Source organism: Thiopseudomonas sp. SA1F2-1K, from assembly GCF_057443035.1.
The window spans coordinates 180,001-194,427 of record NZ_CM172014.1 but is presented as its reverse complement, the minus strand read 5'-3'; the positions used below and the strand labels follow the sequence as shown (position 1 = coordinate 194,427).

Genomic DNA, 14,427 nt, shown 5'->3' with positions numbered 1-14,427 from the left:
CCGCTCCTGTGGTGCGCAGGTATTATTCGGTTTCTAGCTCAATATCAATACCGAGCGAGCGGATTTCTTTGATCAGTACGTTGAAGGACTCTGGCATGCCAGGCTCCATACGGTGATCGCCATCCACAATGTTTTTATACATTTTGGTACGGCCGTTTACGTCATCCGACTTAACTGTGAGCATTTCTTGAAGTGTGTATGCTGCACCGTATGCTTCAAGTGCCCACACCTCCATCTCACCGAATCGCTGGCCACCGAACTGTGCCTTACCACCCAGCGGCTGCTGAGTAACCAAGCTGTACGAGCCCGTTGAACGTGCGTGCATCTTGTCATCCACTAAGTGGTTGAGCTTGAGCATGTACATGTAACCGACAGTTACCGGACGATCGAAGGCATTACCTGTACGGCCGTCAAATAAGCGCATTTGACCGCTATCGGGTAAATCGGCTAAACGCAACATAGCTTTGATTTCAGGCTCTTCAGCACCATCAAACACCGGGGTTGCCATAGGCACACCAGCGCGCAGGTTTTTCGCCAAATCAACGATTTCTTTATCGCTCAACTGATTAAGGTCGACGCGATCTTCCACCGAGCCACCCACTTTGTTATAGACCTGATCCAGGAAGTCGCGCATTTCTGCAATCTCGCGCTGCTCTTCAAGCATGCGGTTGATTTTGACGCCTAAACCATGGGCGGCTAAACCTAAGTGCGTTTCTAAAATCTGTCCGACGTTCATCCGTGACGGTACACCCAGCGGGTTCAACACGATATCAACCGGTACGCCATTCTCATCATGCGGCATATCTTCTACCGGCATAATGACTGAGACCACACCTTTGTTACCGTGACGACCAGCCATCTTGTCGCCTGGCTGAATGCGACGACGAATCGCTAAGTACACCTTCACTACTTTCTGTACACCAGGAGCGAGGTCATCGCCCTGTTGTAACTTGCGTTTTTTATCTTCAAAACGCTCATCCAGTAATTTACGGCGATCAACTAAGTAAGCATGGGCTTTTTCCAGTTGCTCATTCAGCTCGTCGTCAACCATGCGCAACTTGAACCAGTTGCTGTGCTCGATACCATCTAAAATTTCGTCGCTAAGCTCGGTGCCTTTTTTCACACCCGCACCGCCATCGGCTTTAGCGCCCACTAAGTGGCTGCGTAAACGCTCGAAGGTGGCCTGCTCAACAATACGGAACTCTTCTTTCAGATCTTTACGGATCTCATCAAGCTGGGCATTTTCAATTTCGATCGCCCGTGAGTCACGCTCAACCCCATCACGGGTAAATACTTGAACGTCAATCACTGTACCTTTAGTACCGGTCGGCACTCGCAATGAAGTGTCTTTTACTTCACTGGCTTTTTCACCAAAGATGGCACGGAGCAGTTTTTCTTCTGGGGTTAATTGGGTCTCACCTTTAGGCGTGACTTTACCCACCAGAATATCACCGGCTTCAACTTCAGCACCGACGTACACAATACCAGCCTCATCCAGCTTATTCAGTGCAGCTTCACCCACGTTCGGAATATCCGAAGTGATTTCTTCCACACCTAACTTGGTATCACGGGAGATACAGGTCAGCTCTTGAATATGGATGGTGGTGTAACGGTCTTCTTGTACCACACGCTCAGAGAGGAGGATGGAGTCTTCGAAGTTGTAACCATTCCACGGCATAAAGGCCACGCGCATATTCTGACCCAGTGCCAACTCACCCATATCGGTGGAAGGACCATCGGCCATAATATCGCCACGTTGCACCTGATCACCTTTGCTCACTAAGGGACGCTGGTTAATACAGGTATTTTGGTTAGAGCGGGTGTATTTGGTCAGGTTGTAGATATCTACCCCTGCTTCACCGGCTTCAACTTCATCATCATTTACCCGCACCACGATCCGGCTGGCATCAACTGACTCAATCACCCCACCACGGCGGGCAACTTCACAGACTCCCGAGTCACGCGCTACGTTACGTTCCATTCCGGTTCCTACCAACGGCTTATCTGCGCGCAAAGTTGGAACTGCCTGACGCTGCATGTTCGAACCCATGAGGGCCCGGTTAGCATCGTCGTGCTCAAGGAATGGAATCAAAGAAGCAGCAACCGACACTACCTGCTTAGGCGAAACGTCCATTAGCGTCACTTCGCTAGGATCTTTCACCGTAAACTCGTTCATGTGACGAACGGTCACTAACTCTTCCGTTAAACGACCTTCTTCGTTCATTGCCGCAGAAGCCTGAGCAATGACGTGATCGGTTTCTTCAATCGCTGACAAGAAGACGATTTCGTCGGTTACCTGGCCTTCTTTAACAATGCGATATGGACTTTCTAAGAAACCATATTCGTTAGTGTGGGCATAGGTTGCTAGCGAGTTAATCAGACCAATGTTTGGACCTTCCGGCGTTTCTACCGGACACACACGACCGTAGTGGGTTGGGTGTACGTCGCGCACTTCAAAGCCAGCGCGCTCACGGGTCAGACCACCTGGGCCAAGCGCCGATACACGACGTTTGTGGGTAATTTCTGACAGCGGGTTGTTTTGGTCCATAAACTGTGACAGCTGGCTTGAACCAAAAAACTCTTTAACCGCAGCCGCTACCGGCTTAGCGTTAATTAAGTCTTGGGGCATTAAGCCTTCGCTTTCAGCCATCGATAAGCGCTCTTTAACCGCACGCTCGACACGCACTAAACCAACACGGAATTGGTTTTCGGCCATCTCACCTACGCAGCGCACACGACGGTTACCTAAGTGGTCGATATCATCAACGATACCTTTACCGTTACGGATATCCACTAAGGTTTTTAATACATCAACGATGTCTTCTTTGCTGAGCACGCCTTCGCCAACGATTTCTTCGCGGCCAATACGACGGTTGAACTTCATCCGTCCAACTGCTGAAAGGTCATAGCGCTCAGAGCTAAAGAATAAGTTGTTGAATAGGTTTTCTGCAGCTTCTTTAGTTGGCGGCTCGCCTGGACGCATCATGCGGTAGATTTCTACCAGTGCTTCCAACTCATTGCTGGTGGTATCGATTTTCAGGGTATCTGAAATGAATGGACCACAGTCGATTTCGTTGGTGTACAGGGTTTCAATTCGCACCACACCGGCCTGAGCAATTTTTGCTAGCAGCTCAAGGGTTAACTCGGTGTTGCACTCAACTAAAATTTCACCCGTTGCTGGATGAATTACAGCTTTTGCTGTAGTAAAGCCAACCACATACTCCACAGGTACTGCTAGCTTATTAATGCCTGCAGCTTCTAACTGTTTAATATGGCGCGCGGTGATACGACGACCCTGCTCGACCACTACTTGGTCTTTATCGTCTTTAATATCAAAGGCCGCAATTTCACCACGTAAACGGGCCGGCACTAACTCAAGGTTAAAGCCTTCATCTGCCGACAGATGGAATACGTTGGTGTCATAGAAAATTTCTAGAATTTCTTCCGTACTATAGCCAATAGCACGCAGCAATACCGATGCAGGTAATTTACGACGACGGTCGATACGTACGAACACGCAGTCTTTTGCATCAAACTCAAAGTCTAACCATGAACCACGGTAAGGAATAACTCGTGCCGAATAAAGAAGTTTACCTGAGCTATGGGTTTTACCACGGTCATGATCATAGAAAACGCCCGGTGACCGGTGTAACTGAGAAACGATAACCCGTTCAGTACCATTAATTACAAAGGTACCGTTTTCGGTCATCAAGGGGATCTCCCCCATATACACTTCTTGCTCTTTAATGTCTTTAATCGCTTTGTTTGCTGATTCGCGATCAAAAATAATTAAGCGCACTTTTACCCGTAGCGGTGCCGCATAGGTCACGCCACGTAAAGAGCATTCTTTAACATCAAAAGCTGGCTCACCTAAGCGGTAGCCAACATACTCAAGGGCCGCGTTGCCCGAGTAGCTCATGATTGGAAATACAGACTTAAAGGCCGCATGTAGGCCAATGTCGCGGAACTGCTCCTTGCTCACGCCTGCCTGCAAAAATTCGCGATAAGAGTCTAATTGGATTGCCAGCAAATAAGGCACATCCATGACATTTTGCAGCTTGCTAAAGTCCTTGCGGATACGTTTTTTCTCAGTATATGAGTAAGCCATTAGCGTTCCCCAGCTTGGTCACCTGCTTATTGATTACTCGACGTGAGTAACCAGAAAATCGTGCAAAACTACTCGTTTGCTCACCCTCAACGGGGTGGAGCCGTCTAACTTGCTTTAAGCTTTTAGAACGGAAAAAGGCCGGTGGCAATTGCCACCAGCCATCAGCCTTGCGAAGAGCTGGCTGTAACGCAAAGTCGAAATTACTTAAGTTCGACTTTAGCGCCCGCTTCTTCAAGCGCTTTTTTAGCTGCTTCAGCTTCTTCTTTAGCAACGTCTTCTTTAACTGCAGCTGGAGCACCGTCAACTACTGCTTTAGCTTCTTTCAAGCCTAAACCAGTGATTTCACGTACTGCTTTAATAACGTTAACTTTCTTGTCACCTGCTTCTAACAGCATGATGGTGAACTCAGTTTGCTCTGCTGCTGCTTCAGCACCACCAGCCGCTGGGCCAGCTGCTACAGCTGCTGCTGCAGTTACGCCGAACTTCTCTTCCATTGCTTCGATCAGTTCAACAACTTGCATCACTGACATTTCAGAGATTGCATTTAGGATATCTTCGTTAGTAAGAGCCATGACTCTATCTTCCTATAGTAGGGATAGCGCTTTAACGCCATCAAAATCAAAAAATAATTTACAAAAAGTGCAGTTAGGCTTATGCCGCTTCTGCTTCTTTTTGGTCGCGAACTGCCGCCAGAGTACGAGCCAGCTTGCTGGTAGCGCCTTGAATAACGCTCATCAGCTTGGAGATAGCTTCGTCGTAAGTTGGTAAAGTTGCCAACACATCAATCTGGGTAGCTGCGATAAAGTTGCCTTCAAACGCGGCGCCTTTGATCTCAAACTTGTCTTGACCTTTAGCGAACTCTTTGAAAATACGAGCAGCTGCGCCCGGATGTTCGTTAGAGAAAGCAATCAAGGTAGGACCGGTAAAGGTCTCAGCCAGAACGGTGTACTCCGTTCCTTCTACTGCACGACGCAGTAAAGTGTTACGTACTACACGCACATAAACACCGGCTTCACGAGCTTCTTTACGCAGTTGAGTCATTGCACCAACGGTCACGCCACGGGCATCAGCCACAACAGCGGACAGAGCACCTTTAGCAGCCTCATTGACTTCAGCGACGATGGCTTTCTTGTCTTCGAGTCTAATTGCCACGGGTTTAACTCCTGCTTATTACCTTTATGCTCAAATTACTTTGAGCGTGTTTGGTGTCTGATTCTCAAGGAACCGGGAGCACCATCTACGTAGGCTTAATTATTAAGGCATGCCACCTACGGTCTTGGACGGCCCCCGCTAAGCAGGGACCCCAAATTGTTAAATCACTTATCGGACAAAGAAGCCGCATCAATGATTAAACCAGGTCCCATAGTACTACTCAGCGTAATACGCTTGATGTAGATACCTTTGGAACTTGCTGGCTTTAAGCGACGCAGTTCATTTAATAATGCTTCTGCGTTCTGCTTTAATTTTGCTGGTTCAAAATCAATTTGACCAATCGCTGCGTGGATAATACCGTTTTTGTCGGTACGGAAACGCGCCTGACCGGACTTAGCATTCTGCACTGCAGTCGCTACGTCTGGAGTCACGGTACCCACTTTCGGGTTAGGCATTAAGCCACGTGGACCTAATACTTGACCTAATTGACCCACAACACGCATAGCGTCAGGTGAGGCAATAACTACGTCGTAGTTTAAGTCGCCCGCTTTCATTTCTTCAGCGAGATCTTCCATACCCACTTTGTCAGCGCCTGCAGCTAATGCCGCTTCAGCAGCTGGACCTTGAGTGAATACAGCAACACGTACAGTTTTACCGGTACCATTTGGTAATACGGTAGCACCACGTACTACTTGGTCTGATTTACGTGGATCAACACCTAGGTTAACCGCCACGTCAACTGACTCTTTAAACTTAACGGTGGATAATTCAGCTAATAATGCGGCTGCATCTTCGAACGCGTACACTTTGCACGCTTCTACTTTTTCCGCAATGGCCTTTTGGCGCTTAGTTACTTTAGACATTATACGCCCTCCACATTTAGACCCATGCTGCGCGCAGAGCCAGCGATGGTACGAACTGCTGCTTCTAAGTCGGCTGCGGTTAAGTCAGCATCTTTAGCTTTAGCAATTTCTTCTAATTGTGCACGCGTTACAGTACCCACTTTCTGAGTGTTTGGACGCGCAGAACCGGCGTTAACGCCTGCGGCTTTCTTCAATAAGAATGCAGCTGGAGTACTTTTAGTTTCAAAAGTAAAGCTACGGTCGCTGTACACAGTGATAATTACAGGAACCGGTAAGCCTGGCTCCATGCTTTGTGTTTTAGCGTTGAATGCTTTACAGAATTCCATAATGTTTACACCGTGCTGACCCAATGCAGGACCAACTGGTGGTGACGGGTTTGCTTGGCCCGCTTTTACTTGAAGCTTAATATAAGCTTGAATTTTCTTTGCCATGTTTTACTCCAGATGGGTGATCGCCTTACGGCTCCCCGATTAATACGCTGCCGAAACAGCAAAAGCACAGTAGAATACTGTGCTTTTTACTAAACTTTTTCTACTTGAGAGAACTCAAGCTCTACTGGGGTTGAGCGTCCAAAAATAGACACTGCCACCTGCAAGCGGTTCTTCTCGTAGTTAACCACTTCAACCACACCATTAAAGTCAGCAAACGGACCTTCGTTAACACGTACCGTTTCACCTGGCTCAAACAATGTTTTCGGTCTTGGCTTGTCACCACTGTCTGCCACTCGACGCAAAATTGCTTCTGCCTCGCGCTCAGTAATAGGTGCAGGACGATCAGCTGTCCCACCAATAAAACCCATTACTCGTGGCGTACTTTTAACTAAGTGCCATGCCGCTTCGCTCATTTCCATCTGTACTAAGACATAACCTGGAAAGAACTTTTGCTCACTTTTGCGACGCTGGCCATTACGCATTTCGACCACTTCTTCGGTAGGAACCAAAATCTCACCGAACTGATCTTCCATGCCATGCAGAGCAATTCGCTCCGCCAACGAGCGCATTACATGCTTCTCATAACCAGAGTAGGCATGCACAACGTACCATCTTTTAGACACTGAGCACCTACCCTAGAATCTTCGAGACGATGAAGCCAATAAAGGTATCAATACCCCAAAGGATCAGCGCCATAATTAATACGACAGCCACTACAATCAAAGTAGTTTGCGTGGTTTCTTGACGTGTGGGCCAGACAACTCTACGGATCTCTGCTCGCGACTCTTTTGCCAACTTGGCAAATGCACGTCCTTTTGCAGTCTGAAGCGCCACATAACCAGCAGCAACTGCTAAGACAACGAGACCAATCGCACGATAAAAAACAGATTCTCCGGAAAAGTAGTAATTGCCTACCACTCCCACTGCAACCAGAAGCGCAACAACAATCCACTTTATAAGATCGGAGCGGGGTTCTTGAGCTTCAACTTTTGCATTCATGAATCAGAATCCCGTTTCAAAAAGCCACTTTAGAGTTAAAGTGGCAGGCCACGAGGGAATCGAACCCCCAACCTACGGTTTTGGAGACCGTCGCTCTGCCAATTGAGCTAGTGGCCTGTAGCTAGATTAGGTCACGCATGATACAGACCTAATCTAGTATTAGCAACTACTTAAGCAATAATTTTCGCAACAACGCCCGCACCTACGGTACGACCGCCTTCACGAATCGCAAAGCGTAAGCCTTCTTCCATCGCAATCGGCGCGATCAAAGTAACTTCTAGCTTAACGTTATCGCCTGGCATTACCATTTCTACGCCTTCTGGCAGTTCACAGTTACCAGTTACGTCCGTAGTACGGAAGTAGAACTGTGGACGGTAGCCTTTGAAGAACGGAGTATGGCGACCACCTTCGTCTTTAGACAGAACATAAACTTCTGCTTCAAACTTGGTGTGCGGCTTGATCGTGCCTGGCTTAGCCAGTACTTGACCACGCTGAACATCTTCACGCTTAGTACCACGCAGTAAGATACCGCAGTTCTCACCCGCACGACCTTCGTCGAGCAGTTTACGGAACATCTCAACACCGGTACAGGTAGTTTTAGTGGTGTCTTTAAGACCAACGATCTCGATCTCTTCACCTACTTTAATGATACCGCGCTCAACACGACCAGTTACTACAGTACCACGGCCTGAAATTGAGAATACGTCTTCGATTGGCATCAAGAACGCCTGATCGATTGCACGTACTGGCTCTGGGATGTACGCGTCTAAAGTTTCTACCAGGGTCTTAACCGCAGTAGTACCTAGGCCGTTTTCATCTTCGCCGTTCAGTGCCATTAATGCAGAACCGGTGATGATTGGGGTGTCATCGCCTGGGAAATCGTAAGTGCTGAGCAGATCACGCACTTCCATTTCAACTAGCTCTAACAGCTCTTCATCGTCAACCATGTCCGCTTTGTTCAGGAACACAACGATGTACGGAACACCTACCTGACGTGACAGCAGGATGTGCTCACGGGTCTGTGGCATAGGGCCATCAGCCGCTGAACAAACCAGAATAGCGCCGTCCATCTGAGCAGCACCAGTGATCATGTTCTTAACGTAGTCGGCGTGACCTGGGCAGTCAACGTGCGCGTAGTGACGAGTCGGAGAATCGTACTCTACGTGTGACGTGTTAATGGTGATACCACGTGCTTTCTCTTCTGGAGCGTTATCGATTTGGTCATAGCCCTTAGAAGAGCCTGCGCCACCGAAAACTTCAGCACATACACGAGTTAATGCAGCTGTTAACGTGGTTTTACCGTGGTCAACGTGACCAATAGTACCAACGTTTAAGTGCGGTTTACTGCGTTCGAATTTTTCTTTAGCCATTGATACGCTCCTTTAGTATTCAGAAAGCACTTTTATAGATAGCTAGATAGCACAAAGGCAGATATATAGTTATATCTGCCTTTATGAGAATGGAGCTCATGAGCGGAGTTGAACCGCTGACCTCACCCTTACCAAGGGTGTGCTCTACCAACTGAGCTACATGAGCGTCTATACTTTTAAACAACTTGCAATTTGGAGCGGGTAGCGGGAATCGAACCCGCATCATCAGCTTGGAAGGCTGAGGTTCTACCACTAAACTATACCCGCAACTGCAACTCGCTAGAAAATGGTGGAGGGAGAAGGATTCGAACCTTCGAAGTCGTAGACGTCAGATTTACAGTCTGATCCCTTTGGCCGCTCGGGAACCCCTCCGATTTACAGGGCGCTATATTGCCTTCACTTTAATCATCTGTCAAGCCTAATTTTAATTATTTTGCAATTATTCAATAACTCGACCGAGTTTCATCTCAGGAAAGTCTTTAAATAGAGCTAATATCTGGCCTGCATCCAATGCTGCACTCTCACCCATGCTCACCCAATAGGTATGACTCTTCTCGATGTTTTCTTTGATAAAGGTTTTATTATCAACACTAGTCGCAAGCTTTTTCTGCATACCTAATGCAGCCTCATAGCTCTCAAAAACCTGCAATAGTCGATACCTATCTAACCCAGCAAGCGGCGCATGTACTGCCAACCCCGAGCTTTTTACTGGCTCGCCTTCAAGATACAGTGAATAGGTGAGTTCTTGAATCTTTTCATGCTCAACCAAGCTTGCCGTAATATTCTTAGCAACTAGGCGCTGCAATAAAGCCTCTGCTTGCCGCTTGTCAAAAAAACCACCTAGCCATAATGGAGTATCTTTTAGTTGCAACAATTCTTTTTTTAACTTGTAGCGTGTAACTGCTTCACCTAAAACATTGCTATTAATTACCAGGTTTTGTCCTACCCCATAAGTAAAAAAGTACCCTATATTTAACAGTACCACTCCAAAAAACAACCAGCGCATACCTATCCCTTCAAAAACTCGCACTTAAACTACAAAGGACAAGCCAACGCCATCCCTAAAAAAACTAAATCTGCCTCTTGAATCGCATCAAAGCCTAATTCAGTAAGCAACTCAGCATCCCCACCGACCACGATTAGCTTAAAATTAGCTGTAAAAGTTTGCTCAGCGACTAACAATTGCTGTGCAATAAACCCCTTCATCATCTGCCTTACCCCCGCCTCAATACCTGCAGCTGTGGTCACTTGTGGCATCAGTAGATCAGGGTTCTCCCCATCCAAGGCAACATTCAAGCGCTGTGCTTTTTGCATAAGGGTAGAACGCATTAACTCTAGACCTGGGGCAATCACACCACCGCGATAAGTCCCTTGATTATCGACAAAGTCAGCTGTCACCGCGGTCCCAAAATCTAACACTAAACACGCACTTTGATAACGATCGTAAGCCGCAACAACCGCCAACCAGCGATCAACACCTAATTTTTCAGGCTGACGGTAACTATTTCTAACACCTGCTAACTCTGCTGAAGAGTGGACTAAATAAACTGCAACACCTTGGCTGGCAATAGACTCAGCATACTCTGTTATCGCCTGCTCTTGCCATACACTAGCAATTCTGCAAGCCTTAATCTTGGCTGCAGGTACTGGCAAGCTTTTACATACGTCTTGCTTAGGGGTTAAGCTTCCACGCGCCACCACCCCGTCAGAGGCACTGAGTAACCGCCACTTCACTCGAGTATTACCGCAATCTAGCTCAAGAATCATGTTGTTTCCGTAAACTGATTTCACCACCACTAAACACCTGCTGCTCACCATTATCAAGTGTGACAATCAAAGCACCAGTACCAGCCACCCCAGTTAACTGACCATGAACCACTTGACTCGCAGTCGACACGCTTACAGCTTGCCCCTGCCAACTATTGGCACGCTGCCACTCTTCTCGAAAACCACTAAAACCTTGACTAAAGTGCTGCTCAAGCATGTCTTGCAGCTCAACAATAAACTGCTGCACCAGCTGATTGCGATTCAGTAACTGCTGACTTGCCTCACGCAATGAAGTCCAAGCTTGGTCAATCTCAGCCTGCTGCATATTGACATTAATACCAACGCCAATAATCACATGGCACTTATCTGAAGGATCACCAACAATTTCCAGCAAAATACCGGCACACTTACTGCCATTGAGCAGTAAGTCATTAGGCCACTTAAGCCCTAGATCCAGGTCAGGCAGTTGCTGCTTCAAGACCCGATATAACGCCAAGCCAACCACTAAACTCAAGCCTTCTAACTGGGCAAAGCTGTGTTTCACTGGCCACACTAAACTTAGATAAATATTTTGCGCCGGCGGACTTACCCAGTCTCGCCCACGTCGGCCTCGGCCTGCAGTTTGCTGCTCGGCCAACACTAAAAAAGGCGCGGCTTGTTTAGCCAGCAAAAAGGTTGCTGCTTGGTTAGTGGAGTCAGTGCTCTGATACACCGTTACCGGCATCGCTACCGCCTGTTCAATCAATGTTTGATCGAGCAGCCATTGCCCCTGCGGCAGGCGATAGCCTTTACCCTTCAAGCGCTCAACTGGCAGCCCCATGCTCTGCTCCAGTGCTTCAATCCGCTTCCAGACTGCCGCCCGAGAGATACCTAAGTGCTTACCAATTGCCTCACCAGAGTGATACTGACCATCATTAAGTAACTGCAGTAACTGAAACATAATCACTCTCAGCCATAAACAAATAGAGCAAAGTAGCATACTTTCACTCAGTAGTTCGCCACAACTCCTAATAAAAGTACGCCATTCGAAGTAATTATCTTAAAAGCAATAAATCCTAAGCAAAAAAAATCCCCTGTCGCGATGAGCGTACAGGGGATTTTTTGTTTGGCGCTTGACGATGACCTACTCTCACATGGGGAAACCCCACACTACCATCGGCGATACATCGTTTCACTACTGAGTTCGGGAAGGGATCAGGTGGTTCCAACGCTCTATGGTCGTCAAGCAATTCTTTAGAAGGTCCGTTGTGGGCTGGGCAGGTGTGCCTCGGCTTAGTCGTGCCTTCGAATTAGGTATGTAATAGTAGTTGATTCGGTGTTTTGAGTTCAACTAAATTTTCGTTTGTTTTGGTATCAACCAGACCCAAATTGTTTGGGTGTTATATGGTCAAGCCTCACGGGCAATTAGTATTGGTTAGCTCAACGCCTCACAGCGCTTACACACCCAACCTATCAACGTCGTAGTCTTCGACGGCCCTTTAGGGGATTCAAGATCCCAGTGAGATCTCATCTTGAGGCACGCTTCCCGCTTAGATGCTTTCAGCGGTTATCGTTTCCGAACATAGCTACCCGGCAATGCCACTGGCGTGACAACCGGAACACCAGAGGTTCGTCCACTCCGGTCCTCTCGTACTAGGAGCAGCCCCTCTCAAATCTCAAACGTCCACGGCAGATAGGGACCGAACTGTCTCACGACGTTCTAAACCCAGCTCGCGTACCACTTTAAATGGCGAACAGCCATACCCTTGGGACCGGCTTCAGCCCCAGGATGTGATGAGCCGACATCGAGGTGCCAAACACCGCCGTCGATATGAACTCTTGGGCGGTATCAGCCTGTTATCCCCGGAGTACCTTTTATCCGTTGAGCGATGGCCCTTCCATACAGAACCACCGGATCACTAAGACCTACTTTCGTACCTGCTCGACTTGTTGGTCTCGCAGTTAAGCGCGCTTTTGCCTTTATACTCTTAGACCGATTTCCGACCGGCCCGAGCGCACCTTCGTACTCCTCCGTTACTCTTTAGGAGGAGACCGCCCCAGTCAAACTACCCACCATACACTGTCTTCGATCCGGCTTACGGACCTGAGTTAGAACCTCAAAGTTGCCAGGGTGGTATTTCAAGGATGGCTCCACTGCAACTGGCGTCACAGTTTCAAAGCCTCCCACCTATCCTACACAAACAACTTCAAAGTCCAGTGCAAAGCTATAGTAAAGGTTCACGGGGTCTTTCCGTCTTGCCGCGGATACACTGCATCTTCACAGCGATTTCAATTTCACTGAGTCTCGGGTGGAGACAGCGCCGCCATCGTTACGCCATTCGTGCAGGTCGGAACTTACCCGACAAGGAATTTCGCTACCTTAGGACCGTTATAGTTACGGCCGCCGTTTACCGGGGCTTCGATCAAGAGCTTCGCTTGCGCTAACCCCATCAATTAACCTTCCGGCACCGGGCAGGCGTCAGACCCTATACGTCCACTTTCGTGTTTGCAGAGTCCTGTGTTTTTAATAAACAGTCGCAGCGGCCTGGTATCTTCGACCAGCCAGAGCTTACGGAGCAAGTCCTTCACCCTAGCCGGCGCACCTTCTCCCGAAGTTACGGTGCCATTTTGCCTAGTTCCTTCACCCGAGTTCTCTCAAGCGCCTTGGTATTCTCTACCCGACCACCTGTGTCGGTTTGGGGTACGGTTCCTAACTATCTGAAGCTTAGAAGATTTTCTTGGAAGCATGGCATCAACCACTTCATCCTCATAAGAGGACTCGTCATCAGCTCTCGGCTTTAAGATCCCGGATTTGCCTAAGATCTCAGCCTACTGCCTTAAACACGGACAACCAACGCCGCGCTGGCCTAGCCTTCTCCGTCTCTCCATCGCAATAGTTAGAAGTACAGGAATATTAACCTGTTTCCCATCGATTACACTTCTCAGTCTCACCTTAGGGGCCGACTCACCCTGCGTCGATTAACGTGGCGCAGGAAACCTTGGTCTTTCGGCGTGGAAGTTTTTCACTCCCATTATCGTTACTCATGTCAGCATTCGCACTTCTGATACCTCCAGCAAGCTTCTCAACTCACCTTCACAGGCTTACAGAACGCTCCTCTACCGCACACTCAAAAGAGTGCACCCGTAGCTTCGGTGTATGGTTTGAGCCCCGTTACATCTTCCGCGCAGGCCGACTCGACTAGTGAGCTATTACGCTTTCTTTAAAGGGTGGCTGCTTCTAAGCCAACCTCCTAGCTGTCTAAGCCTTCCCACATCGTTTCCCACTTAACCATAACTTTGGGACCTTAGCTGACGGTCTGGGTTGTTTCCCTTTCCACGACGGACGTTAGCACCCGCCGTGTGTCTCCCATGCTCGCACTTGCTGGTATTCGGAGTTTGCATCGGGTTGGTAAGTCGAGATGACCCCCTAGCCGAAACAGTGCTCTACCCCCAGCAGTGATACATGAGGCGCTACCTAAATAGCTTTCGAGGAGAACCAGCTATCTCCGGACTTGATTAGCCTTTCACTCCGATCCACAGGTCATCCCCTAATTTTTCAACATTAGTGGGTTCGGTCCTCCAGTTAGTGTTACCCAACCTTCAACCTGCCCATGGATAGATCGTCCGGTTTCGGGTCTATACCCAGCGACTATTCGCCCTATTAAGACTCGCTTTCGCTACGCCTTCCCTATTCGGTTAAGCTTGCCACTGAATATAAGTCGCTGACCCATTATACAAAAGGTACGCAGTCACAGAAC

11 protein-coding genes, 4 tRNA genes and 2 rRNA genes (1 of these 17 only partly in view) are annotated in these 14,427 nt (G+C 48.2%); all 17 read right to left on the bottom strand.

The genetic code is table 11. The features are described from left to right. Positions 1–22: 22 nt before the first annotated feature. Entirely contained in the window at positions 23–4,108 is a 4,086-nt protein-coding gene (gene rpoB, locus AC2T15_RS00930; RefSeq protein ID WP_053106026.1) for a DNA-directed RNA polymerase subunit beta, read from the bottom strand. A gap of 200 nt (positions 4,109–4,308) precedes the next feature. Continuing rightward, the gene (rplL, locus tag AC2T15_RS00925; RefSeq protein ID WP_053100966.1) at positions 4,309–4,680 is read right to left on the bottom strand and encodes a 50S ribosomal protein L7/L12; all 372 of its coding nucleotides are present in this window, start codon (positions 4,678–4,680) and stop codon (positions 4,309–4,311) included. A gap of 79 nt (positions 4,681–4,759) precedes the next feature. Next, positions 4,760–5,260 carry a 50S ribosomal protein L10 gene (rplJ, locus tag AC2T15_RS00920; protein ID WP_053100965.1) on the bottom strand — a complete coding sequence of 167 codons (501 nt, stop codon included), beginning with the start codon at positions 5,258–5,260 and terminating at the stop codon, positions 4,760–4,762. 164 nt (positions 5,261–5,424) lie between these two features. After that, a complete protein-coding gene (gene rplA / locus AC2T15_RS00915) occupies positions 5,425–6,123 on the bottom strand; it encodes a 50S ribosomal protein L1 (protein ID WP_486778498.1) in 699 nt (232 codons plus the stop codon). Next, entirely contained in the window at positions 6,123–6,554 is a 432-nt protein-coding gene (rplK, locus tag AC2T15_RS00910) for a 50S ribosomal protein L11 (RefSeq protein ID WP_053100963.1), read from the bottom strand. The genes rplA and rplK overlap by 1 nt, the downstream gene beginning before the upstream one ends. A gap of 89 nt (positions 6,555–6,643) precedes the next feature. Next, positions 6,644–7,177 carry a transcription termination/antitermination protein NusG gene (gene nusG, locus AC2T15_RS00905; protein WP_053100962.1) on the bottom strand — a complete coding sequence of 178 codons (534 nt, stop codon included), beginning with the start codon at positions 7,175–7,177 and terminating at the stop codon, positions 6,644–6,646. A gap of 7 nt (positions 7,178–7,184) precedes the next feature. Next, positions 7,185–7,553, bottom strand: a complete 369-nt coding sequence (gene secE / locus AC2T15_RS00900; protein WP_053100961.1) for a preprotein translocase subunit SecE — start codon at positions 7,551–7,553, stop codon at positions 7,185–7,187. 41 nt (positions 7,554–7,594) lie between these two features. After that, positions 7,595–7,670, bottom strand: a tRNA-Trp gene (locus AC2T15_RS00895). 53 nt (positions 7,671–7,723) lie between these two features. Continuing rightward, the gene (tuf, locus tag AC2T15_RS00890; RefSeq protein ID WP_053100960.1) at positions 7,724–8,923 is read right to left on the bottom strand and encodes an elongation factor Tu; all 1,200 of its coding nucleotides are present in this window, start codon (positions 8,921–8,923) and stop codon (positions 7,724–7,726) included. Between the two features lie 90 nt (positions 8,924–9,013). After that, positions 9,014–9,089 (bottom strand) — tRNA-Thr (locus AC2T15_RS00885). A 27-nt stretch (positions 9,090–9,116) separates the two neighbouring features. Beyond that, positions 9,117–9,190 (bottom strand) — tRNA-Gly (locus tag AC2T15_RS00880). A 20-nt stretch (positions 9,191–9,210) separates the two neighbouring features. Next, a tRNA-Tyr gene (locus AC2T15_RS00875) sits at positions 9,211–9,295 on the bottom strand. Positions 9,296–9,362: 67 nt separating this feature from the next. Further along, positions 9,363–9,929, bottom strand: a complete 567-nt coding sequence (locus tag AC2T15_RS00870) for a hypothetical protein (RefSeq protein ID WP_486778497.1) — start codon at positions 9,927–9,929, stop codon at positions 9,363–9,365. 29 nt (positions 9,930–9,958) lie between these two features. Continuing rightward, the gene (locus AC2T15_RS00865) at positions 9,959–10,690 is read right to left on the bottom strand and encodes a type III pantothenate kinase (RefSeq protein ID WP_486778496.1); all 732 of its coding nucleotides are present in this window, start codon (positions 10,688–10,690) and stop codon (positions 9,959–9,961) included. Continuing rightward, a complete protein-coding gene (birA, locus tag AC2T15_RS00860; RefSeq protein ID WP_486778495.1) occupies positions 10,680–11,630 on the bottom strand; it encodes a bifunctional biotin--[acetyl-CoA-carboxylase] ligase/biotin operon repressor BirA in 951 nt (316 codons plus the stop codon). Before birA ends, AC2T15_RS00865 begins: the two co-directional genes overlap by 11 nt. 170 nt (positions 11,631–11,800) lie before the next feature. Further along, positions 11,801–11,916: ribosomal RNA gene (gene rrf / locus AC2T15_RS00855) — 5S ribosomal RNA — on the bottom strand. A 157-nt stretch (positions 11,917–12,073) separates the two neighbouring features. Next, positions 12,074–14,427 (bottom strand): 23S ribosomal RNA (locus AC2T15_RS00850); it runs 538 nt beyond the window's last position.

What these genes read in the sequence shown, in the direction of transcription:
- rpoB (WP_053106026.1), bottom strand. Translation starts at nt 4,108, where the DNA reads ATGGCTTACTCATATACTGAGAAAAAACGTATCCGCAAGGACTTTAGC.
- rplL (WP_053100966.1), bottom strand. Translation starts at nt 4,680, where the DNA reads ATGGCTCTTACTAACGAAGATATCCTAAATGCAATCTCTGAAATGTCA.
- rplA (WP_486778498.1), bottom strand. Translation starts at nt 6,123, where the DNA reads ATGTCTAAAGTAACTAAGCGCCAAAAGGCCATTGCGGAAAAAGTAGAA.
- rplK (WP_053100963.1), bottom strand. Translation starts at nt 6,554, where the DNA reads ATGGCAAAGAAAATTCAAGCTTATATTAAGCTTCAAGTAAAAGCGGGC.
- secE (WP_053100961.1), bottom strand. Translation starts at nt 7,553, where the DNA reads ATGAATGCAAAAGTTGAAGCTCAAGAACCCCGCTCCGATCTTATAAAG.
- tuf (WP_053100960.1), bottom strand. Translation starts at nt 8,923, where the DNA reads ATGGCTAAAGAAAAATTCGAACGCAGTAAACCGCACTTAAACGTTGGT.
- AC2T15_RS00870 (WP_486778497.1), bottom strand. Translation starts at nt 9,929, where the DNA reads ATGCGCTGGTTGTTTTTTGGAGTGGTACTGTTAAATATAGGGTACTTT.
- AC2T15_RS00865 (WP_486778496.1), bottom strand. Translation starts at nt 10,690, where the DNA reads ATGATTCTTGAGCTAGATTGCGGTAATACTCGAGTGAAGTGGCGGTTA.
- birA (WP_486778495.1), bottom strand. Translation starts at nt 11,630, where the DNA reads ATGTTTCAGTTACTGCAGTTACTTAATGATGGTCAGTATCACTCTGGT.